Genomic DNA, 25,671 nt, shown 5'->3' with positions numbered 1-25,671 from the left:
AGGCATACGATCAGGTATGCCTTTTTTTGATACCAGAAATATTAATGATTGTTAAAAGTTAACTACATTTTTACGCTCGCACATGCCGTTTTGGTGAATAAATAGACTGATAATTTTGTCATTTTCTGTATTTCTTTTCCAAAACTGCTAGCACGTCGACTTCCCATTTGTATGCTTTATGTAATTGGTCATACCAATTCTATTGCTGTTTTAACAGTCGATTGTTATCAGAGTGTTGGAAGTAAGCTCGTTCTATGATTTAGGTCAATTTTCGGCTGGACAGTGGCGTTTTAATTATGTTAATTTCTGCACCAACTTAAAATTGGTATTACCAATTACCTGCAAGAGTAGAAGAACAATAAATTATGGCTTATCAAAGGATTCGTCAGCCAAAACTCTCTGATGTTATAGAACAAGAGTTAGAAAGGTTGATAGTGGAAGGAACATTGTCTCCGGGGCAACAACTGCCTCCAGAGCGTGAACTGGCAAAACAGTTCGATGTGTCTCGTCCTTCAGTCCGAGAAGCCATTCAACGTTTGGAAGCGAAGCGTTTGTTGACTCGTCGCCAAGGTGGCGGAACATTCGTAAGTGAGAATATCTGGAAGAGCTTTTCAGATCCCTTGTTGAATTTGTTGTCTAGTCATTCTGAAACCCAGCTTGATGTGCTTGAGTCTCGTCATGCGATGGAAGGAATTTCAGCCTACTTTGCAGCTTTACGTGGTACCGAAGAAGATTTTGCGCGTATTCAAGGTTGCCTTGAGCGCATTAGTCAAGAGCAAGCAAACAACGATATCGAAGCTGAATCTGCGGAAGTAATGCAATTTTTGATCGCTTTGACAGAGGCCGCGCACAACGTGGTTTTGTTGCACATTGTTCGAAGCTTAGCACCTTTGCTTGAGCAAAATATTCTACAAAATTTTAAATTACTACGTCGCCGCCCAGAAGCGGTCGAGAAAGTCAGTAAACACCGAGCCAATATCGTGGATGCGATTGTTTCTGGTCAGCCTGAAAAGGCGCGAGAAATGTCCCACTCGCACTTGGCTTACATCGAAGAAACATTGTTGGATTTGACTCGAGAAGAGTCTCGACGAGAGCGTTCTCTACGTCGAATTCAGCAGGGTAATGACTCGTAAGAGCGTTACTTAAATAAGTAGATCCAACCAACAGAAGGATAGATCGCCATGTCTGATATGAAGCATGACGTAGATGCACTGGAAACTCAAGAATGGCTACAAGCGCTTGAGTCAGTTGTACGTGAAGAAGGTCTAGAGCGTGCTCAATTCCTATTAGAGCAAGTTCTAGATAAAGCACGTCTAGACGGTGTTGATATGCCAACAGGTATCACAACTAACTACATCAACACGATTCCTGCAGACCAAGAACCAGCATACCCAGGTGACACAACACTTGAGCGTCGTATTCGCTCAATTATTCGTTGGAACGCTATCATGATCGTTCTACGTGCATCTAAGAAAGACCTAGAGCTAGGCGGCCACATGGCGTCTTTCCAGTCTTCTGCTGCGTTCTACGAGACATGTTTCAACCACTTCTTCCGTGCACCAAACGAGAAGGATGGTGGCGACCTAGTTTACTACCAAGGTCACATTTCACCAGGTATCTACTCACGTGCATTCGTTGAAGGTCGTCTAACTGAAGAGCAGCTAGACAACTTCCGTCAAGAAGTAGACGGCAAAGGTATTCCTTCATACCCGCACCCTAAACTGATGCCTGAATTCTGGCAGTTCCCGACAGTATCGATGGGCCTAGGTCCAATCGCTTCTATCTACCAAGCTCGTTTCCTTAAGTACCTAGAAGGCCGTGGTCTTAAAGATACTTCAGAACAGCGCGTTTACGCGTTCCTAGGTGACGGTGAGATGGATGAGCCAGAATCACGTGGTGCTATCTCTTTCGCTGCGCGTGAGAAACTAGACAACCTATGCTTCCTAATCAACTGTAACCTACAGCGTCTAGATGGCCCTGTAATGGGTAACGGTAAGATCATTCAAGAACTTGAAGGTCTGTTCAAAGGTGCTGGTTGGAACGTAGTGAAGGTAATCTGGGGTAACAACTGGGATTCACTACTAGCTAAAGATACGACTGGTAAGCTTCTACAGCTTATGAATGAAACGATCGACGGCGACTACCAAACATTCAAATCAAAAGATGGCGCGTACGTACGTGAGCACTTCTTTGGTAAGTACCCAGAGACAGCTGCACTTGTTGCTGACATGACTGATGACGAAATCTTCGCACTTAAGCGTGGTGGTCACGAGTCTTCTAAGCTATACGCGGCATACAAAAACGCGGCAGAAACTAAAGGTCGTCCAACAGTAATCCTAGCTAAGACTGTTAAAGGTTACGGCATGGGTGAAGCGGCTGAAGGTAAGAACATCGCGCACCAAGTTAAGAAGATGGATATGACTCACGTACTACACCTACGTGATCGTCTAGGCCTTCAAGACATCCTAACTGACGAAGCAGTGAAAGAACTTCCGTACCTTAAACTTGAAGAAGGTTCAAAAGAGTACGAATACCTACACGCTCGTCGTAAAGCGCTACACGGCTACACGCCACAGCGTCTACCAAAATTCACTCAAGAATTCATCGTTCCTGAGCTAGAAGAATTCAAGCCACTACTAGAAGAACAGAAGCGTGATATCTCTTCTACTATGGCATTCGTACGTGCGCTAAACGTTCTACTTAAGAACAAGAACATTGGTAAGAACATCGTTCCTATCATTGCTGACGAAGCACGTACATTCGGTATGGAAGGTCTGTTCCGTCAAATCGGTATCTACAACCCGCACGGCCAAACTTACACACCAGAAGACCGTGGCGTTGTTTCTTACTACAAAGAAGCGACTTCAGGTCAGGTTCTACAAGAAGGTATCAACGAGCTAGGTGCTATGTCTTCATGGGTTGCTGCTGCGACTTCATACTCGACAAACGACCTACCAATGATCCCGTTCTACATCTACTACTCAATGTTCGGCTTCCAACGTGTTGGCGACATGGCGTGGATGGCTGGTGACCAACAAGCACGTGGTTTCCTACTAGGTGCAACTGCGGGTCGTACAACGTTGAACGGTGAAGGTCTACAGCACGAAGACGGCCACTCGCACATTTTGGCGGGTACGGTTCCTAACTGTATTTCTTACGACCCAACATTCGCGTACGAAGTAGCAGTAATCATGCAAGACGGTATCCGTCGCATGTACGGTCCAGAACAAGAAAACGTGTTCTACTACCTAACGCTAATGAACGAAAACTACGCAATGCCAGCAATGCCAGAAGGCGCTGAAGAAGGCATCCGTAAAGGTATCTACAAGCTAGAAACTTACACGGGCGACAAAGCGAAAGTTCAGCTAATGAGCTCTGGTACTATCATGAATGAAGTACGTAAAGCAGCTCAAATCCTAAGCGAAGATTACGGTGTTGCTTCTGATGTTTACTCTGTAACGTCATTCAACGAACTAACTCGCGATGGCCAAGATGCAGAGCGTTTCAACATGCTTCACCCAGAAGCGGAAGCGAAAGTACCTTACATCCAAACAGTAATGGGTACTGAACCTGCTATCGCAGCAACTGACTACATGAAGAACTACGCAGAGCAGGTTCGTGCATACATTCCTGCTGAGTCTTTCAAAGTTCTTGGTACTGATGGCTTCGGTCGTTCAGACAGCCGTGAAAACCTACGTCGTCACTTCGAAGTGAACGCAGGTTACGTAGTAGTAGCAGCGCTAACTGAACTAGCGAAACGTGGCGAAGTTGAGAAATCTGTAGTTGCAGAAGCAATTAAGAAATTCGACATCGACACAGAGAAAACAAACCCGCTATACGCTTAATTAAGAAGGTAGATAAGAAATGGCAATCGAAATTAATGTACCAGACATCGGTGCGGATGAGGTTGAAGTTACTGAGATTCTTGTAAGCGTTGGCGACAAGGTTGAAGAAGAGCAGTCTCTGATCACAGTTGAAGGCGATAAAGCTTCTATGGAAGTTCCTGCTTCTCAAGCGGGTATCGTTAAAGAAATCAAAGTTGCAGAAGGCGACAAGGTTTCTACTGGTTCTCTAATCATGATTTTCGAAGCCGAGGGTGCAGCTGACGCTGCACCTGCTCCTGCGGCAGAAGCAGCTCCAGCAGCAGCTCCAGCTCCAGCAGCAGCGGCAGAACTAAAAGAAGTTCACGTACCAGACATCGGTGGTGATGAAGTAGAAGTTACTGAAATCATGGTTGCCGTTGGCGACAGCATCGAAGAAGAGCAATCTCTTCTAACTGTTGAAGGCGACAAAGCTTCTATGGAAGTTCCAGCGCCATTCGCAGGTACTCTAAAAGAGATCAAAGTTGCAGCAGGCGATAAAGTATCGACTGGCTCACTTATCATGGTATTCGAAACCGCAGGTTCCGGCGCTCCAGCAGCACCAGCGGCAGCTGAAGCTCCTGCGGCAGCAGCTCCAGCAGCGTCTGCGGCAAAAGAAGTGAACGTACCAGATATCGGCGGCGACGAAGTTGAAGTTACTGAGATCATGGTTGCGGTTGGCGACACAGTGGAAGAAGAGCAATCTCTAATCACTGTTGAAGGTGACAAAGCTTCTATGGAAGTTCCTGCACCATTCGCTGGCACAGTTAAAGAAATCAAGATTGCAGCTGGCGACAAAGTGTCTACTGGCTCACTAATCATGGTATTCGAAGTGGCGGGCGCAGCACCTGCTCCTGCAGCAGCTCCAGCTCCAGCTCAAGCGGCAGCACCTGCAGCTCCAGCTCCTAAAGCAGAAGCTCCAGCGGCAGCAGCTCCAGCAGCGACTGGCGATTTCAAAGAAAACGATGAGTACGCTCACGCGTCTCCAGTTGTTCGTCGTCTAGCGCGTGAATTTGGCGTTAATCTTTCTAAGGTTAAAGGTTCTGGTCGTAAGAGCCGTATCCTAAAAGAAGACGTTCAAGCTTACGTGAAAGATGCACTTAAGCGTCTTGAGTCTGGCGCAGGTGCAGCAGCATCTGGCAAAGGCGACGGCGCGGCTCTTGGTCTACTACCATGGCCAAAAGTGGACTTCAGCAAGTTTGGTGAGACAGAAGTTCAACCGCTATCTCGCATTAAGAAGATCTCTGGCGCAAACCTACACCGTAACTGGGTAATGATCCCGCACGTTACACAGTGGGATAACGCAGACATCACGGCTCTTGAAGCATTCCGTAAAGAGCAAAACGCGATTGAAGCGAAGAAAGACACTGGCATGAAGATCACACCACTTGTGTTCATCATGAAAGCGGTAGCTAAAGCGCTTGAAGCGTTCCCAGCGTTCAACTCTTCTCTATCAGAAGACGGTGAGAGCCTAATTCTGAAGAAATACGTGAATGTTGGTATCGCGGTAGATACACCAAACGGTCTAGTTGTTCCTGTATTTAAAGACGTGAACAAGAAAGGCATCTACGAGCTATCTGAAGAGCTAATGGCGGTTTCTAAGAAAGCACGCGCTGGTAAGCTAACTGCGGCTGACATGCAAGGTGGCTGTTTCACTATCTCTAGCCTAGGCGGTATCGGCGGTACAGCGTTTACTCCAATCGTAAACGCACCAGAAGTTGGTATCCTAGGTGTGTCTAAGTCAGAAATGAAACCGGTATGGAACGGTAAAGAGTTCGAACCGCGTCTACAACTTCCACTGTCTCTATCATACGACCACCGTGTGATCGATGGTGCTGAAGGTGCGCGCTTCATCACTTACCTAAACTCATGTCTATCTGACATTCGTCGTCTAGTTCTGTAATAGAAATTAGATGAATGAGAGGCGGCAACTTAGCCGCCTCTGCTAATCATAATTACCGACAATTTGGTTATCAGCCTTGCTTCGTTCAGGGTTTTCACAATCGAATTGTTGTCTAGCTCACAGGCTAAATTGATTTACTTTTCACACCATTAACATCTCTGTAAACTGTTAGCGGTCTGAAAATAACTGTTTAAAACAAATCTCTCTTAAACATAAAAAATCGATACCCACTCAGCCTGTTAGGGATAATGACTACAAGAGGTCAAAATGAGCAAAGAAATTAAAGCCCAAGTTGTTGTACTTGGTTCTGGTCCTGCTGGTTACTCCGCTGCATTCCGTTGTGCGGACTTAGGTCTTGAAACTGTACTAGTTGAACGTTACAGCACGCTTGGCGGTGTATGTCTGAACGTGGGTTGTATCCCATCTAAAGCACTGCTTCACGTTTCTAAAGTAATTGAAGAAGCGAAAGCGATGGCTGACCACGGCGTTGTGTTCGGTGAGCCTCAAACAGACATCAGCAAAATCCGCATCTGGAAAGAAAAAGTTGTTAACCAACTAACTGGCGGCCTAAGCGGTATGGCTAAGATGCGTAACGTAACAGTAGTTAACGGTTACGGTAAGTTCACTGGCCCTAACTCTATCCTTGTAGAAGGCGAAGGTGAGCCAACAGTTGTTAACTTTGACAACGCAATCGTTGCGGCTGGTTCTCGTCCAATCAAACTGCCATTTATCCCGCATGAAGACCCACGTATTTGGGACTCTACTGACGCTCTAGAACTAAAAGAAGTGCCAGAAAAACTGCTTATCATGGGCGGTGGTATCATCGGTCTAGAAATGGGTACGGTTTACCACTCTCTAGGTTCTAAAGTTGAAGTTGTTGAAATGTTTGACCAGGTAATTCCTGCAGCAGACAAAGATATCGTGAAAGTATTTACTAAGCGTATCAAAGACAAGTTCAAGCTAATGCTAGAAACGAAAGTAACAGCAGTTGAAGCAAAAGAAGACGGTATCTACGTTTCAATGGAAGGCAAGAAAGCGCCAGCTGAAGCTGAGCGTTACGATGCGGTTCTAGTTGCTATCGGTCGTGTACCAAATGGTAAGCTAATCGACGGTGAAAAAGCGGGTCTAGAAATTGACGAGCGTGGCTTCATCAACGTTGATAAGCAAATGCGTACTAACGTTCCTCACATCTTCGCGATCGGTGATATCGTTGGTCAACCAATGCTTGCTCACAAAGGTGTGCATGAAGGTCACGTAGCTGCTGAAGTTATCTCTGGTAAGAAGCACTACTTCGACCCTAAAGTTATCCCTTCAATTGCGTACACTGAGCCAGAAGTAGCTTGGGTTGGTAAGACTGAAAAAGAAGCGAAAGAAGAAGGCATCAAGTACGAAGTAGCAACATTCCCATGGGCAGCATCAGGTCGTGCAATCGCATCTGACTGTGCAGACGGTATGACTAAGCTAATCTTCGACAAAGAAACTCACCGCGTAATCGGTGGTGCTATCGTTGGTACTAACGGTGGTGAACTACTTGGTGAAATCGGCCTTGCAATTGAGATGGGCTGTGATGCAGAAGATATCGCTCTGACTATCCACGCTCACCCAACTCTACACGAGTCTGTAGGTCTAGCTGCTGAAGTATTTGAAGGTTCAATCACTGACCTGCCAAACAAAAAAGCAGTTAAGAAGAAGTAAGCTTTTTCTGACTGAATGATAGAAGCCGCTGCATTGCAGCGGTTTTTTTATGCTTGTTATATAGGAATATAAATGTGTGCTTAGCAGACAATAAAAAGCCCACCAAACGGTGGGCTGACATATATTACGAGCTAAGCTTTAGTGTTCACGGTTGTAAATGCAAAGCATATCTAAGTATGAATTCACTAGGTGTTTCAGCTCCGCTTCACCTTTAGCGCGGTTCGCTTGGACAAACAGTGAGTAACAAATACCGTGGAACAGGTTTGCCAAGTGTTCTGAATCGTGCTGGTCACACACTTCGCCACGTTCAATTGCTTTAATGAACATGTTTTGTACCAGCAACTGGTTAGTACGGTTAGTTGAAACAAACAATGGCCATACTTCGTCACGTGTTGACGCACTCCACTCGAACCATACTTTTAGCCAGTGACAGTCTTGGCTGACAAGCTCGATCATCGCATTCGTAATATTGGCGATGTTTTCACGTGCATGTAAGTCTAGGTCTATGTTATCCGATAGGAAGTTTGAAAACTGACGTACGACGTGATTGAGAACTTCATCCACCAAGTCTTCGCGTGTAGGGAAGTAGTTAAAAACAGTCGCCACAGAAACTTGAGCAATTTCTGCGATATCTGCGTGACCACCACGACCGATGCCGCGGCGCGCAAATACTTCCAATGCGATTTCCATTAGCTGTTGCTTACGCTTAATTGGAGAAAGCCTAGTTCTAGGTCTCTTTGCAATTGAGTCCATATCCATTTTCCTTGCCATTTGAGTTGATATTGGGGGTAACCCCCTAATTGATTATTTTAATAGTTGCTTAAAGCAGTGATGAGTGTAATGGTGCATATGCACAAGGTCAACATCTGTAGAACAATTTATATACAGTAATGTCATTATTATTGATAAATTTAGCTATGAACTTTATAAAACTAAGACCTTCTTCCAAGATTTTTTGGCAACAGGATGTGACTTTCAACCCAATGAACGTGGTGATACACTACACGCCGTAAGATTAGGTGATCGTTTGCGTGCGACTTACCTCAACCCACAAATTTAGATTGAGCACAGTATGAAACATACAATAGAAGTCATGATTTCTGAGCAAGAAGTTCAGGAGCGAGTTCGTGAATTAGGCAAACAAATTACAGAGCGTTATCAAGGTAGTGAAGATCTTGTGTTGGTAGGCTTATTGCGTGGCTCATTTGTATTTATGGCAGACTTGGCACGTGCTATCGAACTGACTCACCAAGTTGATTTTATGACTGCGTCAAGCTACGGCAATACGATGGAAAGCTCACGTGACGTTCGTATCTTGAAAGATTTGGATGATGACATCAAAGGTAAAGATATTCTGCTTGTTGAAGACATCATTGACACTGGTAACACACTAAATAAAATCCGTGAGATTCTTTCGCTACGTGAGCCGAAGTCTATCGCGATTTGTACGCTCCTAGATAAACCATCTCGTCGTGAAGTGAATGTTCCTGTGGATTGGATTGGTTTCGAAATCCCAGATGAGTTTGTCGTTGGTGTGGGTATTGATTACGCGCAGAAATACCGCCACTTACCATACATCGGTAAAGTTGTACCTCAAGAATAATCATTGAGAGCAGCATTAAAAATATAAAAAAACGCCCATCTAAGATGGGCGTTTTTTGTTCAACTTTTAGATATGACTTAGCGACAAAGCAGCTTGTTATCTGTATTTAGAATCGTCGAAAGAGCTTTCTGGTAAGACGCTTCTACGGTTTCCTTAGAGTTAGAACGAATGCCTAAGTACTCTAAGCGACCATCTTCAATTCCGTATACCACACCATGAATTTCAACATCTTGCCCACGCTCCCAAGCGTTTTGCAGGATGGTTGAGTTACCCAAGTTGTACACTTGCTCTGCAACATTAAGCTCGCCTAGTTTATCCGCTCGATCTTGTTGCGGCATTTGATCTAGGTAAGTGCGGTGTTTGAAATAGATATCTCTGATATGTAACAGCCAATTATTAATAAGACCTAGCTTAGGGTTATCAATGGCTGCGTTTACACCACCACATCCATAGTGCCCACAGACAATGATGTGTTTAACCTTAAGAACGTCTACAGCGTACTGGACGACCGATAGACAGTTGAGATCAGTATGGATAACTTGGTTTGCAACATTCCGATGAACAAAGAGTTCACCTGAGTATAGCCCGGTTAGTCGCTCGGCAGGAACGCGGCTATCAGAGCAGCCAATCCAAAGAAAATCAGGCTTTTGCCCCTCAGCGAGTTTTGCGAAGTATTCAGGTCGATCAGATTTGATCTCTTGAGACCATTTCGAATTGTTTTCAAATAACTGTTTTATTTCCGGCATTTTGCAAACTACTTCCCTTAAAAGACAAAATCGCTGCCGCTGTTTGTGTGCACATGCAAGCGATCAGTGTTGTAACTATACACAATGTTACAATTTCGATCTCGTTAAATATTCGTCAGATAGGACTCATCTGACTAGTTTTCATTAAGAAAAAAGTAAAATCTGGTGAAACTATTTGTGGTGTGAATTTAGCCTTAATCTATTTATGGTTTAAATTTTCGCCTAGCTCGTTAAAGTAGTGATATTTTACTTTTTAAAATTGAATGCAGGGAAAATCAGCAGTGTTCGGTAGTCGTTTTGAAGATATCAATTTCAAAGGGGATGTATTTGGCGGGGTAACCACGGCGATTATCTCTCTCCCTCTGGCGTTAGCGTTTGGTGTTGCATCCGGAGCCGGTGCTGAGGCCGGCCTTTGGGGGGCAATAATGGTCGGTTTGTTTGCCTCGTTATTTGGTGGTTCTAATACGTTAATATCAGAACCGACAGGGCCAATGACGGTAATCATGACCGCAGTATTAACCAGTATGATGGCGAAATACCCAGAAACGGGCATGGCTATGACTTTCACGATTGTCATGATGGCTGGCGCGTTCCAAATCCTATTGGGGACGTTAAAACTGGGTAAATACGTTACCTTGATGCCTTACAGCGTTATTTCCGGGTTTATGTCTGGCATTGGTGTGATTCTTATCATTCTACAGTTATCGCCTTTGATGGGGCATGCTGCGCCTTCAGGGGGAGTACTCGGAACGTTATCTGCTTTGCCGGAGACCATTTCTAACCTTAAGTTCAGTGAGTTGTTTTTGGGACTACTGACTTTGGGGATTCTTTTTTTCTTCCCTAAGCAATATCGTAAATACGTTCCTGCACAGCTCGTGGCATTGGTCGCGGTGACTTTATTGTCTGTGATTCTCTTTGATACAGAAGATATTCGTCGTATCGGTGAAATTCCTGCTGGGTTACCTTCTCTCGTCGCCCCTTATATTGACACAGATATGTTTGTCGAGATGGTCATTGATGCATTAGTGCTCGGCACATTAGGTTGTATTGATACTTTGTTAACGGCGGTTATCGGTGACTCATTAACTCGTAAAGAACACGACTCAGATAAAGAGCTGCGAGGTCAAGGGTTAGCTAACATGATCTCAGGCTTGTTTGGTGCGCTGCCGGGGGCGGGGGCTACCATGGGGACGGTAACGAATATCCAAGTTGGGGCTCGTTCGCCATTATCTGGTGTGATTCGTGCACTAATGTTGGCGTTGGTTGTACTGGTTGCTGGCGGATTAACAGAGCCAATCCCGATGGCTGTGTTAGCAGGCATTGCGGTGTATGTTGGCTTTAACATCCTAGACTGGAGCTTTATTCAGAGGGCACATAAGGTAAGCTTTTCCGGAATGGCGGTGATGTATGGCGTTATGTTGCTTACAGTATTCGTTGATCTTATCGTTGCGGTGGGTTTAGGCGTCTTTATCTCGAACATTATCATCATCGAGCGTTTGAGCCGAGAGCAGGCGCGACAAGTAAAAGCGATCAGCGACGCGGATGAAGATGATGTGCCGCTGACTGACAGCGAGCGTGGTTTGTTGGATCGTGCTAATGGTAAAGTGCTGTTCTTTTATCTTTCCGGTCCGATGATCTTTAGTGTTTCTAAAGCCATTTCACGTCAGCACTCTAGTATTTCGGACTATGACGTGATGATTCTCGATCTTACGGATGTACCAATGATTGATGTAACCGTCGGTTTGGCGTTAGAGAATGCGATTAAGGATGCTCTCGATGCCAATTGTGCCGTGTATTTATTATGCCCGAATGAGCGAACACGAGAACAGCTAGAGAAATTCCATGTGATTGACCTTGTCCCGGATGAAAATATGTACCAATTCCGTTACGAAGCATTGAATGCGGCGGCGGCACATGTTGAGGCAGACCAGTATCAGCGCATAACGGCGTAATCATTCTGACAGTTAAAAACGCAACAGTTTCCTGTTGCGTTTTTTTATGCTCTATTTTGTCTTACTTAAAGATAACCTTTACGAGGTAAGGGTTATATTTCCAATATTATCGAAAGGTTTATTTGTAATCATCGTTATTCAACGATAAACTGATGGACCTCCAGTACGATACCCAAGGCGATTTTGTAGTAAACCGCTGCTAAATATGAGTCGGTATTAGTAATCACAAACAAACGGCAATCAAGACCTTATGTACGCATTAGAAATTGAACAATTGCGCAAGACGTATGCAGGTGGCTTTGAGGCGTTAAAAGGTATAAGTCTCCAAGTGAAAAAGGGTGACTTCTACGCGCTTCTGGGTCCCAATGGTGCAGGAAAATCGACCACGATTGGCATCATTTCCTCCTTAGTGAATAAAACCTCCGGAACGACGAAAGTTTTCGGTTATGACATTGATACCGACCTCGAATTGGCCAAGCAGAATTTAGGCTTGGTGCCACAGGAGTTCAACTTCAACCAGTTTGAAACCGTTGAGCAAATTGTGATGCAGCAAGCTGGCTATTACGGTGTGTCTAAAGTATTAGCCAAAGAAAGAGCAGAAAAATACCTGAAAAAATTGGATTTATGGGAAAAACGCCAAGAGCGTGCTCGTAACCTATCCGGTGGGATGAAGCGTCGTTTAATGATCGCAAGAGCTTTGATGCACGAGCCGCAATTACTCATTTTAGATGAACCAACGGCTGGAGTGGATATTGAACTACGCCGCTCAATGTGGGGGTTTCTGAAAGAGATCAACCAAGAGCAAGGAATTACGATTATTTTAACGACACACTACCTAGAAGAAGCGGAGATGCTGTGTCGAAATATCGGCATTATTAATCGTGGTGAGCTGATTGAAAATACCACCATGAAGGCGTTACTAGGTAAGCTAAGCGTCGAGACATTTATCTTGGATATTGAGTCAGAAGTCGAGGTGCCTGAGCTTGAAGGTGTTAATCGACAAAGTATTGTTGATGGCTCTTTAGAGATAGAACTAGATAAGAGCCAAGGATTGAATTCGGTATTCAGTCAGTTAACAGAGCATGGCATTAAAGTTCTCTCAATGCGTAACAAAGCCAACCGACTTGAAGAGTTGTTTGTCAGCATTGTAAGAGAGGGGAGTAATTAAATGTACGGTTTATATTGGACGGCATTTCGCAGCTTGCTGAGCAAAGAAGTCACTCGTTTTACACGTATTTGGGTGCAAACCTTAGTGCCGCCAGCCATTACGATGACGTTGTACTTCATCATTTTCGGCAATCTTATTGGCTCTCGAATTGGTGAGATGAGCGGCTTTAGTTACATGGAGTACATTGTTCCAGGTTTGATCATGATGTCGGTGATCACTAACTCATACTCGAACGTGGCGTCGTCATTCTTTAGTGCAAAGCTACAGAAGAATATTGAAGAACTGCTGGTGGCACCGGTACCAAACTATGTGATTATTGCTGGCTATGTGATGGGCGGCGTGACTCGAGGTTTGTTGGTCGGTGCAATTGTTACTTGTGTGTCACTTTTGTTCGTTGATTTGCAAGTGGAGCACTGGGGCATTATTGTCGCGACTGTCTTCATGACGTCGGTTGTATTTGCTCTCGGTGGCTTGATCAATGCGGTTTACGCAAAAACGTTTGATGATATTTCGATCATCCCTACGTTTGTATTGACTCCTTTAACTTACTTGGGAGGAGTCTTTTATTCGATCAGTCTGCTGCCTGAATTTTGGCAAGGCGTTTCTAAGATCAACCCAATCGTCTACATGGTGAATGCGTTCCGCTACGGCTTTTTAGGTGTCTCGGATGTGGGCATTGTCACTTCATTTAGTGTACTTGCAGTGTTTGTTGTTGCACTGTATGTCATTGCGCATTATCTAGTAACCAAAGGGATTGGGCTAAGAAGCTAAGCCATTCTCATAAAGCAAAGAGCGGCGATTCACGCTGCTCTTTCGCGTGCATAACAATACATACCCATACAATTTTTCGGTTTTTATCATGGTAGGTTTCAATCATTTGTAATAAATGAGTGATCCTATGAATATTGTCCCGCCGCCGCCTTTCTCCTATCAGTTACTTAAGCCCAAATATTGGTCTGTATGGCTGGCATTTGGATCTTTAGCGATTCTTGTTAATGTACTGCCATACGTAGTATTGCGAATCTTAGGTAGAAGCATCGGCTGTATTGCGATGCATGTAATGAAGCGCCGACACAAGATCGCTCTGCGTAATCTCCAGCTGTGTTTCCCTGATTTTACGGATTGGCAATGTAAGGACGTAGTACGAAAAAACTTTCAATATACTGGAATGGCTATCATCGAAACCGGTATCGCTTGGTTTTGGCCAGATTGGCGGATACGTCGGATAACCTCTATTGTTGGAAAAGATCGTTTACTCGCTGAGGAAAAGAATGGACGTGGTGTGTTGGTGGTGTGCAGTCACCATTTAAACTTGGAGATAACCGCTCGTATTTTTAGCCAGTTTGCCCAAGGTTATGGCGTTTATCGCCCAAATTCGAATCCTGCTTATGAGTTTATTCAACATCGAGGTCGAACTCGTTTTGGACATCAAATGATTGATCGAAAAGACGTGAAATCAATGCTCAAAGTTCTGAAGAATGGTCATCGACTTTGGTATTTGCCCGACCATGATTATGGCGTTAGCCATTCTGTTTTTGCGCCGTTTTTTGCTGTTGAACAAGCGGCGAGTACCGTCGGGTCTAGTGTTCTCATTGATGCAACAAAGTGCGCGGTTATATCTGGCGTTACAGTGAGTAAAAATCACCATTACACGCTGTACATTGGAAAAGACATTAGCGAGCGTTTCGAGAGACGTAATGCGGTTAAAGCGGCAAGCATCTTGAACCAAGAGCTTGAGAAAATGATAAAACGTGATATTCCAGCGTGGATGTGGCTGCACAAGCGGTTTAAAACTCGCCCTGAAGGGTTAGATTGCGTCTATACGTAGAGTATAAAAAAGGTCGACTAAGAGTCGACCTTTTTACTTTTATGGCTCAGAGCTTACTCTGCGTTCTCTGAGTTTGTATTGTTAGATTCAGCTTCTTCCTTCGTTTCGACAACCATATCTACCGTTTGGTTATCGATAAGACGAGCTTTGCCTAGGAACGCAGACATCAGAATAACAGCTTGTGTCGTTTCTGGTGTGATCACTTGTAATGTACGAGCATCACGAATGAAGATCTCATCAGGGTGCAGACCTGCAGCTCGAAGTTGGTCGCTTGCATCTTCGATGATCGATGCGTAGTCATCGCGGCCACCGCGAATGGCACTACTGATCCAACGCATTGTACGAGCAAGTACAGGAGCACGTTGACGCTCGTCCAGCGTAAGCAAGCCATTGCGTGAACTCATTGCTAAACCGTCCATTTCACGTACGGTTGGTACACCGATGATTTCAATGTCCATTGCTAGGTCATCAACCATCTTGCGGATAACAGCGAGTTGTTGGAAGTCCTTCTCGCCGAAGCACGCGACATCCGGTTGTACGATGTTAAACAGCTTATTCACAATCGTCGTCACGCCACGGAAATGACCTGGTCGAGACGCGCCTTCGAGAATTGTTGATAGGCCAGGGACATCGACGAAGGTTTGCTTATCCAGACCTTCTGGGTAGATAACTTCTGGTGTTGGCGTAAATACCACATCGACCCCTTCAGAGGTTAACTTGCTTAAGTCTTCCTCTAGCGTGCGTGGGTAATTATTTAAATCGTCAGCACGATCAAACTGCATCGGATTAACAAAGATGCTTACGACAACGATATCAGCGTATTCGCGTGCTTTACGCACTAAAGTTAAGTGGCCTTCGTGAAGGTTGCCCATGGTAGGGACAAACGCCACTTTACGACCTTCACGTTTAAAGGTTTTAAGGTGTTCACGAACTGCTGAGATTTCCGCAAAAGTTTGCATGCATTTATCCTCTAGGCAATGGTATGAGCGTCGTCTGGGAATACACCGTTGGCTACATCTTCAATGTATTTAGTAACGGCTTTGCGCATATCACCTGTTTCAGCAAGAAAGTTTTTGGAGAATTTCGGCATGTAGTTGGCAGAAATACCAAACATATCATGCATTACGAGAATTTGACCATCTGTTACGTTACCTGCACCAATACCGATAACAGGAACGTCAAGCACTTGCGTAATACGTTCAGCAAGCTCAGCTGGTACGCATTCTAGTAAGACGATTTGAGCGCCTGCTTCTTGCAGCGCTAATGCGTCTTTTACCATGCGGTCTGCTTTTTCTTGATCGCGACCTTGGATTTTGTAACCACCAAAAATATTAACAGCTTGAGGAGTTAAACCAAGATGAGCACAAACTGGAACTGATCGTTCAGTGAGCATTTTCACCGTGTCGACAAGCCAGTCACCACCTTCAATTTTTACCATATTGGCACCAGCACGCATCAGTTTAGCCGCATTTTCGCAAGCTTGCTCTGGCGTGGTGTAGCTCATGAATGGCATGTCTGCCATCAACAAACAATTTGGGCTACCAGCACGTACGCAACGAGTATGGTAAGCGATATCATCGACCGTTACTGGCAGAGTATCGTTGTGACCTTGCAAAACCATACCTAGAGAATCACCAACAAGAAGTACTGGCATTTCTTGGCTTTCAAACAGTTGGGCAAAGCTCGCATCATAAGCGGTTGAAGTAGCAAATTTACGACCTTCTTGCTTCCACTTGATTAGGTCGTTGATGGTCATTTTTTTCATGGTTTTATCCTTACTAGGAGTTGGCTATGACTGCCAGATACTGAGGCCGTTTCTATCTACTTGTTCCAGTAGTTCAGAGACCTCGGTCCCATCAGGGAGTTGTAAACTTGGTGCAATTTCCGCAAGAGGGTAGAGTACGAATTCACGCTCTTTCATTCCATAATGAGGAACGATCAGCCTCTCGGAATTAATCACCTCATTGCCATAAAGCACAATGTCGAGGTCCAAGGTTCTTGGTCCCCAGCGTTCGTCTTTACGGACACGCCCTTGTTCTTGCTCTATAGCTTGTGTGCAATTGAGCAATTCAATAGGCGTCAAACTGGTGTTAATAGACACAACCGCATTGATGTAATCCGGTTGGTTTTGTGGCCCCATTGGCGTGCTGCTGTATAGCGAAGAAGCTTGAACAAACTCTGATTTAGGCAGCGTTTTTAATGCTTCAATCGCTTGCTTTGCTTGGCTGACAGGATCAGCCAAGTTACTGCCTACCGCAATGTACGCTGTAATCATGATTTGGGCTTACTCTTTTTCTTGCGATAAGTTTTACGGCGGCGCTGGCCTGTTTTCGGTGATTGACCGTCTAAGTCGGCAGCCATTGCTTGACGCATTTCTCGGCCTGCATTTTGAAAAGTTTCCCACCACTTGGCAAGCTTCTGAGTGTCACCACCTTCAATTTCACCGCGCATTTCAAGAAAATCAAAGCCAGCTCTAAATTTATTGAGCTCCATAAGACGGAATGCACGTTTACCGTTACGTCGTGGAAGACGAAGCTGTAACTGCCAAATCTCGCGAATGGTTGCGGTGTGGCGTCTTGGAATGGCAATTGTGCGAACTTGCTCGTCAAGAATGATGTTGCTCGCTTCCATAATGGCGTCGTAATGGCCTAAGTTGCGCTCTTCCATCAGTTCATCGGCTTTCGCACACAGTGGGTACCACAGCATTGCAGCAAACATAAATGCTGGATTGATGCGTTTCCCATCTTCGATGCGCATGTCGGTAGAATCTAGGACAAGATCCAACATCTGCTCAGTGTGAGAGGAGTAATCTTCTGTAAAGTGCGCTGCAATCGTCGGGAATAGTTGCTGGAATAGGTTGTACTCACGCAGTAGGTGGTAGGTTTCTAAGCCATGACCGGATTGCAATAATTTGAGTGACTCTTCAAAAAGACGCGCTGACGGAATGTCACCGAGCAACGGTGCCATGTGTTCGATTGGCGCTGCGGTGTCTTCTTCAATATCGAAGTCTAGTTTTACCGCGAAACGAACCGCACGCAGCATGCGCACAGGGTCTTCACGGTAGCGTGTTTCTGGATCACCAATCAGTCGAATTAGGCGATCTTCTAAATCTTCAATACCACGTGCGTAGTCGTGAATCGAGTAATCTGCGATGTTGTAGTACATCGAGTTAATCGTGAAATCACGGCGCTCAGCATCTTCATCGATGGTGCCGTAGACGTTGTCACGCAGCAGCATACCCTCTTTTGATTGCTGAGAAATGCTCTTATTCTTTTGCTCTTGGTGGTGACCACGGAATGTCGCAACCTCAATGATGTCTCGGCCAAACATAATATGAGCCAAGCGGAAGCGGCGACCAATCAAACGGCAGTTACGAAATAGCTGTTTGATCTGTTCCGGCGTTGCGTTGGTCGCAATGTCAAAATCTTTCGGTTTTTGTCCAAGCAGTAAGTCTCGAACCCCGCCACCCACAAGAAAAGCATCGAAACCAGCACCATTTAGGCGGTACAGTACCTTCAGCGCATTATCACTGATCTGCTTACGCGAAATGTTGTGCTCTTCACGAGTTATTACATTGAGAGCGAGCTCTGGAATTGTGGCAGGTTCGCTTGGTGTATAGTCGTTTGTATTCATGTGCATCTGGCAATAACTGGGTTTAATCCAATCTTGCTTTGGTTAGTTTTATACGCCTCTAGGGCCTAATTTGCGGCTAATGATAGCCTACACAATGCCATTTGAGAATCACGGTGTGATCTCGATCTCTGCTGGAAGCTGTTCCAACCGCCAGTTTTCGCAGCCCCAACGAAGAATATCTTCTATGTTGGCCGCCCTTACGGTTTCAGGTATCTCGAAACCTAAAAATGTCATGGCGCGCAATAGAGTAGGTTTTGGTGTATCTATATCAATAGCCGTCGCGTGATTTTGTTTCGACAATTTATTGCCGTTGTTGTCCATCGCCAATGGTAAATGCAAGTAGCTAACTTCAGGCTGACCAAGTATTTGGTACAGGCTAATTTGACGCCCTGTCGGCTCGATTAAGTCTGCACCTCGCACGACTTCTGTGACGCCTTGGTCGATGTCGTCCAATACTACCGCAAGATTATAAGCAAATAATCCATCTCGACGTTTAATAATGAAATCTTCATTAACGAGTTGCTCTGGAATCGTAATGGTTCCCTGCTTTTGGTCGAGGAAATGAGCGACAGGCTTGGTCATTTTTAGGCGAATCGCGCCGTCTTTCAAGTTTTTATCGCGGCAAGTGCCAGGATAAAAACCGCCATGCTCTTTAATTTGCTTACGAGTACATTGGCAATAATAGGCTTCTCCATTTTCGAGCCATTTGTTTATTTGAGCTTGGTAAAGGTCGTGACGTTCGCTCTGGTATACCACTTCTCCATCCCAATGCAGCTGATAGGCCTTGAGTGCCTCTAGGATAAGTTGCGCTGCACCTGGCATTTCTCTTGGTGGGTCTAAGTCCTCAATACGTACTAACCAAGCTCCGTTTTGTGCTTTCGCTTGAAAATAACTGCCAAGAGCGGCAATCAGTGAACCAAAATGCAGTGGACCAGAAGGAGATGGGGCGAATCGACCTACATAGCGTGTCATGCGTGTATCTCGAATTTAGTAAACAAATAGGGTGCGAAGATAGCCAAAACAAAAAGGGAGCCTGAGCTCCCTTCAACAATCATAATGCTGGGTGATTAACCTTGCATTTGCTTCTCTTTGATTTCTGCAAGTGTTTTACAGTCAATACAAAGGTCAGCGGTTGGACGTGCTTCAAGACGGCGAACGCCAATCTCTACGCCACAAGACTCACAGAAGCCAAAATCGTCTTCTTTGATTTTATCCAAAGTCTTTTCAATCTTCTTGATCAAACGGCGTTCGCGGTCACGGTTACGCAGTTCTAGGCTGAACTCTTCCTCTTGAGAGGCGCGGTCAACTGGATCTGGGAAGTTTGCTGCTTCGTCCTGCATGTGGTGAACAGTACGATCCACTTCAGCTCTTAGCTGGTCGCGCCAAGCTGTTAAGATTTTCGTAAAGTGTTCAACCTGCTCTGGTGACATGTACTCTTCACCAGGTTTTTCCTGATATGGCTCCACGCCGGCAATGGCTAGGATGCCTATCGTTTTCTTCTTTGATTCTGGCATACAGCATCTCCTACTTACACCTAGTCAACTGCTACGCAGTCAATTTAAGGCGGGTATCTATAGCAAAAAGAGGCGGTGCAAGCAAATACTGAATCGCAAAGTTATCGTCAATGTGAAGACGACATCATTTTTTCTCTTAATTGATAAAATCAATAGCGGAAATCAGCTTCATTCCAGTATCGCTCAGTTCAGCTTTGTAGCAGAGAACTTCCACTCCAGCGTCTTGTGCTTGTTTGAGTAATAGTGAATATTTCGCGTCTATATGGTGCGCCGCGGATACTTTTTCAATACCTGAATGTAAAACAGTGAATAAAAGTATGGCTCTACTTCCATTTTGTGCCATTTCTGTGAGCTCTCTCAGGTGTTTTTGTCCCCGAGTCGTGACCGCATCTGGGAAGTATCCTTGTCCAGTAGAGTCGGTCTCATCAAGAAGAGTGACGCTTTTCACTTCTATATAGCACTTTGGCTTGTCGTCTGCGCTGAGCAAGATATCAATTCGGCTATTTTCATTGCCGTATTTCACCTCAGTTTGAAGTGTGTCATAACCACAAAGCTCTGAAATGACATTATTTTCAATAGCCTCTACGGCTAATTGATTGGCGCGCGCGGTATTGATACAAATACGGTGGCCTTGTTCGGTTTCACTCAACTCCCAACTATTGGGGTATTTTCGTTTCGGGTTGTCGGAAGTAGAAAACCAAACCTTGTTTCCGGGCGTAGCACAACCCGTCATTGCACCTGTATTTGCGCAGTGGATTGTACGGATTTCACCAGTATCGAGCTCGATATCGGCAAGAAAGCGTTTATAACGTTTGAGTAGAGTGGCGGACTCTAAAGCGGGTGTGAAATGCATTTGCTTATTTAGACAAAAAATTTTTTATGTACAATGTTGCCACCATTACACCATAAGGTATTTCCTTTGTCACAATTGCCGATTGAAGCCGTGATGCCTGAGTTGCTGACGGCGGTCAAAAATCAACATCAAGTGATCTTAAAAGCGGCGCCTGGTGCCGGTAAGTCGACTTACTTCCCTTTGCAGTTACTCTTAAATCATTCGGTTGCTGGAAAAATCATCATGCTTGAGCCAAGACGACTCGCGGCGCGTAACATTGCCCGTTATCTTGCTGAGCAATTGGGAGAACAAGTTGGTCAACGCGTGGGTTATCGAGTTCGTGGCGAGGCAAAGGTAAGTTCTGCAACGCAGCTGGAGATCGTGACCGAAGGGATCATGACCAGGATGATCCAAACTGACCCTGAACTGGATGGGGTTGATCTACTGATCTTTGATGAGTTTCATGAACGCAGCATTCATGCCGATACCGCTTTGGCATTCAGTTTAGAAGTTCAAGAGGCATTGCGAGACGATCTCAAGCTGGTGGTAATGTCGGCAACGCTTGACCAACAAGCATTACAATCGTTGTTGCCGGAAGCCAGTTACATTGAATCTGAAGGGCGCAGCTTTGATGTGGCAATGCGCTACCAGCCGTTAGGTGTGAACGAGCATTTACCTACGAGTATGGCAAAAACAATAGAAAGTCTTATGAACAAAGAGTCTGGATCTTTGTTAGCTTTCCTACCGGGTGTTGGTGCCATAAAACAAGTTGAAGAGCGGTTGTCTCATTTAGCGGATGATATCGACGTATGCCCACTTTATGGTCAACTGAGTTTTGCAGATCAACAAAAAGCGATTACGCCAGCAGAACAAGGTAAGCGTAAAGTCGTTCTAGCGACCAACATTGCAGAAACTTCACTAACGATTGAAGGCATTCGCCTCGTCGTTGATTCTGGGTTAGAGCGTGTTGCCCGCTTTGATTTGAAAAACGGTTTAACACGCTTAGAGCAAACACGCATTGCACAGTCTTCAGCGATTCAGCGTGCAGGACGAGCGGGACGAATAGAAGAGGGCATTTGTGTTCGTCTTTATTCTGAAAGCCAGTTCAAGCAGCAACCGCTAGTTCCCCAACCCGAAATTTTGCATTCCGATTTGGCTAGTTTAGTTATGGAGCTTGCCTTTTGGGGAGCGAGTGATATCCACGATCTAAAGTGGCTTGATGTTCCCGCTAATGCGTCATTGGAACAAGCGAAGCAGCTATTGGTGTCATTGGGACTACTGACGGAAAAAGGGCAATTAACGTCCGAAGGAAAACAGGCGCATGAACTAGGCGTTGAGCCTCGTGCGGCTGCGATGCTAATTAAAGCGCAATCTTACAGTGATAAGATGTTAAATGCTGCTTTGGCGGCGGTCGCACTGATTGAAGAGCCAGAGAGGAGTGTTACCAATATCGCTCATAGCTTGCATCGTTGGCTTGTTGGTACTCATCCAAAAAAGTCGATGTTGTTCAAGCGTGCTCAATCTCTAGCGTACAAATTGGATACGGTATTTGACCTGAAAGGCGTGGATGAAGATGCATTACCGCTGGTGTTAAGTTTGGCATTTCCAGATCGCATTGCGCAGCAGCGCACAAATCAATTTGGGCGATTTACTTTGGCTAATGGTCATGGTGCAGAATGTCGTCAGGAAGACATGCTAGGTGGCTGTGAGTATTTGGTTGCCGTTGACTTAATGCGTTCTCATTCTAACTCAAGTCAAATTCATTCGGCATGTGAATTGGATGTCAATATATTGCGAACGACCTTTGATACGCTATTTTCGTCTGAAGAAGTAGTGGACTGGGATGAAAAAAGAGGCCGTCTAATAGCTGAGCGACAAACAAAACTCGGTCTGCTGGTCGTTGAACGCGAGCCGTTGCCAAGCCCGGGCAAAGAAAAAATGACACAAGCTTTACTCACGTATGTCCGCCGCCAGGGCTTACAGAGTCTAAACTGGACACCGGCAGCGGAGAGCTTGTTGGCTCGGATTCGTTGTGCGGTGGAATGGTTACCTGAGCAGTCATGGCCAGTGTTTGATGAAGCCAGTTTGCTGGATTCATTAGAGGAGTGGTTAGAACCATACATGACGTCTGTCAGCTCGGTTAAAGACCTGAGCAAGATAAACTTGGTCGAAGCGCTTAATGCTCTATTAGGTTGGCCACTCAATCAACAACTGGATGAATGGTTACCTGAGCATTACCAACTACCCACAGGTTCAAAGAAGCGTATCCGTTACCAATATGGCCACGAGCCGATATTATCGGTGCGTATGCAAGAAGTATTTGGGGAGAGTGGTTCCCCAACGGTGGCTCTTGGCCGCAAGCGTTTGGTGCTTGAACTGCTTTCACCGGCACAACGTCCATTGCAAGTCACGTCGGACTTGGCGGCTTTCTGGAACGGAAGCTACAAAGACGTTCAAAAAGAGATGAAAGGGCGCTACCCAAAACACGTTTGGCCAGATGATCCTGCCAATCATGTAGCAACAACGAAAACAAAAAGACAATTGAATAATGACTGACAGCAAGAAGCCTAGCGCGAAAAAAGCGCCAGCGAAGAAAAGTACAACCAATAAAGGAACCGCAAAACAGACTCGACGTACGCCGAGTAAAAAACCGACTAACGAGAAACGTTCGTGGTTGAAAGTTCTGTGGTCGTTTAGCTGGAAAGCTGGCGTTGCACTTGCCGCTGTTTTGCTGTTTGTTGGGATTTACTTAGATAGTGTGGTGAAAGAACGCTTTGAAGGCCAGCTGTTTGAGCTGCCAACGGTGGTTTATGCCCGTATCTTGAATCTAAGCCCTGGTGAGAATATCACCATCCAAGAACTGCGCAACGAGCTAGATGTGTTGAATTACCGTAAAGTGAGTCAACCTCGTTACCCAGGCGAATATTCCTCTTCTTCCACTCGGATTGAATTGATTCGCCGTCCATTCGAGTTTGCCGATGGTCCCGAGCCGGATCGTCACATTATGCTGCATTTCTCTGATTCCGGCTTGCAACGTATTCAGTCTTTAGAATCTCGAGGAGACCTTGGTTACTTGCGCCTAGAACCGAAGATGTTGGGCATGCTGGAGAAAGACCGTGATGAACAGCGTCTTTTCTTACGTCGTGATCAGTTCCCTGAAATTTTAGTGGATGCACTGCTTGCGACCGAAGACCGGGATTTTTATCAACATGACGGGGTGTCACCGCTGGCGATTGCACGTGCATTGGTTGCGAACATTAAGGCCGGTCGTACTGTTCAAGGTGGTAGTACGCTGACTCAGCAATTGGCAAAAAACCTGTTTTTGACTCGTGATAAAACACTGTGGCGTAAAGTTCGAGAAGCGTATATCGCGCTAATTTTGGATTACCGTTACAGCAAAGATCGTATCTTAGAAGCCTACCTCAACGAAGTGTACCTAGGTCAAAGTGGAGGTGAAGCGATCCACGGGTTTGGCTTGGCGTCGCGTTACTATTTTGGGCAGCCAATTCAGGAGTTGCGAATCGATCAATTGGCGATGTTAGTTGGGATGGTAAAAGGACCGTCTTACTACAACCCAATTCGTTACCCTGAGAGAACGAAAGAGCGTCGTGATCTCGTTCTGCGCCTGTTAATGCAGCAAAACATGTTGACTTCAGAGCAGTATGAACAAGCTGTAAGTCGTCCACTCGATACGCAAAGCAAGCCACGTATTGCGAGCCGTCAGCCAGCTTATTTCCAACAATTGAGCATTGAATTAAAAGAAAAAGTTGGGGAGCGATTTAAAGCAGAGACCGGACTGCGCGTGTTTACGTCTCTGGACCCAGTATCGCAAAGCAAAATGGAACAAGCTATCGCGAAAAAGATCCCAGAACTAGCTAAACGGGGTGGTAAAGAGTTAGAAGCCGCTGCTGTGGCCGTTGATCGCCATAGTGGTGAAATCCGTGCGATGGTTGGTGGTAAACGTGTCGGTTATGAAGGCTTTAACCGAGCGCTCAATGCCAGTCGTCCAATTGGTTCTTTAGTGAAACCAGCGATTTACTTAACGGCTCTAGAACAACCGGATAAATACAACCTAGGCACGACGCTACACGACACGCCGTTAAGTCTGAAGAGCAGTAAAGGTAACGTGTGGACGCCGCGCAACTACGATAGAAAATATCGTGGTGATGTGCCACTTTACATTGCTTTAGCGAAATCACTTAACGTACCAACCGTGCGCTTAGGTATGGCACTTGGCATTCCTGAAGTCTCCAATACTTTAGAGCGTTTGGGCGTGAACAAAGACGAAATTCGCCCAGTGCCTTCGATGTTTTTGGGTTCGTTTTCTTTGACGCCATTCGAAGTCGCACAGATGTATCAGACTCTGACGAATTCAGGTAAGCGTGCCAAACTGACCGCTCTGCGCTCAGTCATGGATATGGAAGGTAATGTGCTGTATCAATCCTTGCCTCGTTCATCAAGAGCCGTGGATGAACAAGCTGCATGGCTAACGACCTACGCGATGAAACAAGGGGTTGCTCAAGGCACTGGCCGCTTCTTACAAAGCCAGTTTGGTTGGGCTGCATTGGCAGGAAAAACGGGTACCAGTAATGACAACCGCGATAGTTGGTTTGTCGGTGTTGATGGTCGTGAGGTGACGACAATTTGGCTAGGCCGTGACGATAATAAACCCGTGAATCTAACAGGGTCGAGTGGTGCATTACGAGTGTACGCAGAGTACTTGAAGCAGCGTATTCCTGAGCGTTTAGAGCTCCCATGGCCAAGAGAAATCACCACATTAGGGTTCAAGCCTACATCTGATGGAGGTTTAGAAATGAACTGCCGTAGTGATTACAAACTGCCGGTTTGGGATAAAACCGGTCAGATAAAGCAACAGTGTGAGAAGAAATCAAACTGGTTAAATAGCATATTTGATTGGTAGCATCGCCAAATCAACA

Annotated in this window: 20 protein-coding genes; 11 read left to right on the top strand and 9 right to left on the bottom strand. The window is 45.4% G+C overall.

Going from position 1 to position 25,671, the window contains the following annotated elements:
* The first annotated feature begins 365 nt into the window (after positions 1 to 365).
* The 4 genes from pdhR to lpdA all read left to right on the top strand — a co-directional run bounded on the left by pdhR (position 366) and on the right by lpdA (position 7,458).
* Positions 366 to 1,133, top strand: coding sequence for a pyruvate dehydrogenase complex transcriptional repressor PdhR (gene pdhR, locus R7Z41_RS14085; RefSeq protein WP_005379989.1), 768 nt, complete (start codon positions 366 to 368; stop codon positions 1,131 to 1,133).
* A gap of 48 nt (positions 1,134 to 1,181) precedes the next feature.
* A complete protein-coding gene (gene aceE / locus R7Z41_RS14080; RefSeq protein WP_005386612.1) occupies positions 1,182 to 3,845 on the top strand; it encodes a pyruvate dehydrogenase (acetyl-transferring), homodimeric type in 2,664 nt (887 codons plus the stop codon).
* 19 nt (positions 3,846 to 3,864) lie between these two features.
* Complete coding sequence (gene aceF / locus R7Z41_RS14075) at positions 3,865 to 5,763, top strand: pyruvate dehydrogenase complex dihydrolipoyllysine-residue acetyltransferase (protein WP_005386611.1); 1,899 nt, start codon at positions 3,865 to 3,867, stop codon at positions 5,761 to 5,763.
* A 267-nt stretch (positions 5,764 to 6,030) separates the two neighbouring features.
* Positions 6,031 to 7,458: a dihydrolipoyl dehydrogenase gene (lpdA, locus tag R7Z41_RS14070; protein ID WP_005379993.1), complete on the top strand. Its 1,428-nt coding sequence runs from the start codon at positions 6,031 to 6,033 to the stop codon at positions 7,456 to 7,458.
* 138 nt (positions 7,459 to 7,596) lie between these two features.
* On the opposite strand, the gene opaR is transcribed toward lpdA, so the two are convergent.
* Complete coding sequence (gene opaR, locus R7Z41_RS14065; RefSeq protein WP_005379994.1) at positions 7,597 to 8,211, bottom strand: transcriptional regulator OpaR; 615 nt, start codon at positions 8,209 to 8,211, stop codon at positions 7,597 to 7,599.
* Positions 8,212 to 8,530: 319 nt separating this feature from the next.
* Between opaR and hpt the strand changes: the two genes are divergently transcribed.
* Positions 8,531 to 9,061: a hypoxanthine phosphoribosyltransferase gene (gene hpt / locus R7Z41_RS14060; RefSeq protein ID WP_005379995.1), complete on the top strand. Its 531-nt coding sequence runs from the start codon at positions 8,531 to 8,533 to the stop codon at positions 9,059 to 9,061.
* A gap of 77 nt (positions 9,062 to 9,138) precedes the next feature.
* Here hpt and can read toward each other — a convergent pair whose 3' ends face one another.
* The gene (gene can / locus R7Z41_RS14055) at positions 9,139 to 9,807 is read right to left on the bottom strand and encodes a carbonate dehydratase (protein ID WP_005379996.1); all 669 of its coding nucleotides are present in this window, start codon (positions 9,805 to 9,807) and stop codon (positions 9,139 to 9,141) included.
* 281 nt (positions 9,808 to 10,088) lie between these two features.
* Between can and R7Z41_RS14050 the strand changes: the two genes are divergently transcribed.
* The 4 genes from R7Z41_RS14050 to R7Z41_RS14035 all read left to right on the top strand — a co-directional run bounded on the left by R7Z41_RS14050 (position 10,089) and on the right by R7Z41_RS14035 (position 14,755).
* Positions 10,089 to 11,759 carry a SulP family inorganic anion transporter gene (locus R7Z41_RS14050; protein ID WP_065274836.1) on the top strand — a complete coding sequence of 557 codons (1,671 nt, stop codon included), beginning with the start codon at positions 10,089 to 10,091 and terminating at the stop codon, positions 11,757 to 11,759.
* 250 nt (positions 11,760 to 12,009) lie between these two features.
* On the top strand, positions 12,010 to 12,927 hold the full coding sequence (locus tag R7Z41_RS14045) for an ABC transporter ATP-binding protein (RefSeq protein ID WP_005380000.1): 918 nt from the start codon (positions 12,010 to 12,012) through the stop codon (positions 12,925 to 12,927).
* Positions 12,928 to 13,698 (top strand): ABC transporter permease, encoded by a 771-nt coding sequence (locus R7Z41_RS14040; protein WP_065274835.1) that lies wholly within the window; start codon positions 12,928 to 12,930, stop codon positions 13,696 to 13,698.
* Positions 13,699 to 13,825: 127 nt separating this feature from the next.
* Entirely contained in the window at positions 13,826 to 14,755 is a 930-nt protein-coding gene (locus tag R7Z41_RS14035) for a Kdo(2)-lipid IV(A) acyltransferase (RefSeq protein WP_053304122.1), read from the top strand.
* A 53-nt stretch (positions 14,756 to 14,808) separates the two neighbouring features.
* Here R7Z41_RS14035 and panC read toward each other — a convergent pair whose 3' ends face one another.
* From panC to sfsA, 7 genes are all read right to left on the bottom strand, one after another.
* The gene (panC, locus tag R7Z41_RS14030; RefSeq protein WP_065274834.1) at positions 14,809 to 15,714 is read right to left on the bottom strand and encodes a pantoate--beta-alanine ligase; all 906 of its coding nucleotides are present in this window, start codon (positions 15,712 to 15,714) and stop codon (positions 14,809 to 14,811) included.
* Positions 15,715 to 15,725: 11 nt separating this feature from the next.
* On the bottom strand, positions 15,726 to 16,520 hold the full coding sequence (gene panB, locus R7Z41_RS14025; RefSeq protein WP_005386592.1) for a 3-methyl-2-oxobutanoate hydroxymethyltransferase: 795 nt from the start codon (positions 16,518 to 16,520) through the stop codon (positions 15,726 to 15,728).
* A 24-nt stretch (positions 16,521 to 16,544) separates the two neighbouring features.
* Positions 16,545 to 17,030, bottom strand: coding sequence for a 2-amino-4-hydroxy-6-hydroxymethyldihydropteridine diphosphokinase (gene folK, locus R7Z41_RS14020; protein WP_017635910.1), 486 nt, complete (start codon positions 17,028 to 17,030; stop codon positions 16,545 to 16,547).
* Positions 17,027 to 18,394 (bottom strand): polynucleotide adenylyltransferase PcnB, encoded by a 1,368-nt coding sequence (gene pcnB, locus R7Z41_RS14015; RefSeq protein WP_005386589.1) that lies wholly within the window; start codon positions 18,392 to 18,394, stop codon positions 17,027 to 17,029. The genes folK and pcnB overlap by 4 nt, the downstream gene beginning before the upstream one ends.
* A gap of 102 nt (positions 18,395 to 18,496) precedes the next feature.
* On the bottom strand, positions 18,497 to 19,360 hold the full coding sequence (gene gluQRS, locus R7Z41_RS14010) for a tRNA glutamyl-Q(34) synthetase GluQRS (RefSeq protein WP_047102653.1): 864 nt from the start codon (positions 19,358 to 19,360) through the stop codon (positions 18,497 to 18,499).
* Between the two features lie 95 nt (positions 19,361 to 19,455).
* A complete protein-coding gene (dksA, locus tag R7Z41_RS14005; RefSeq protein ID WP_005386584.1) occupies positions 19,456 to 19,902 on the bottom strand; it encodes an RNA polymerase-binding protein DksA in 447 nt (148 codons plus the stop codon).
* 136 nt (positions 19,903 to 20,038) lie between these two features.
* On the bottom strand, positions 20,039 to 20,755 hold the full coding sequence (gene sfsA / locus R7Z41_RS14000; protein ID WP_017635909.1) for a DNA/RNA nuclease SfsA: 717 nt from the start codon (positions 20,753 to 20,755) through the stop codon (positions 20,039 to 20,041).
* A gap of 66 nt (positions 20,756 to 20,821) precedes the next feature.
* Between sfsA and hrpB the strand changes: the two genes are divergently transcribed.
* Together hrpB and mrcB are read left to right on the top strand one after the other, a co-directional pair.
* The gene (gene hrpB, locus R7Z41_RS13995; protein ID WP_005380021.1) at positions 20,822 to 23,290 is read left to right on the top strand and encodes an ATP-dependent helicase HrpB; all 2,469 of its coding nucleotides are present in this window, start codon (positions 20,822 to 20,824) and stop codon (positions 23,288 to 23,290) included.
* The gene (gene mrcB, locus R7Z41_RS13990; RefSeq protein WP_005380020.1) at positions 23,283 to 25,655 is read left to right on the top strand and encodes a penicillin-binding protein 1B; all 2,373 of its coding nucleotides are present in this window, start codon (positions 23,283 to 23,285) and stop codon (positions 25,653 to 25,655) included. The genes hrpB and mrcB overlap by 8 nt, the downstream gene beginning before the upstream one ends.
* The last annotated feature ends 16 nt before the right edge of the window (positions 25,656 to 25,671 follow it).

Origin of the sequence: Vibrio sp. 1457 (assembly GCF_033340195.1) — a bacterium.
Lineage (GTDB): Bacteria > Pseudomonadota > Gammaproteobacteria > Enterobacterales > Vibrionaceae > Vibrio > Vibrio alginolyticus.
Note: the sequence above shows the minus strand (reverse complement) of the source record. Positions and strands in the feature narration are given on the sequence as shown.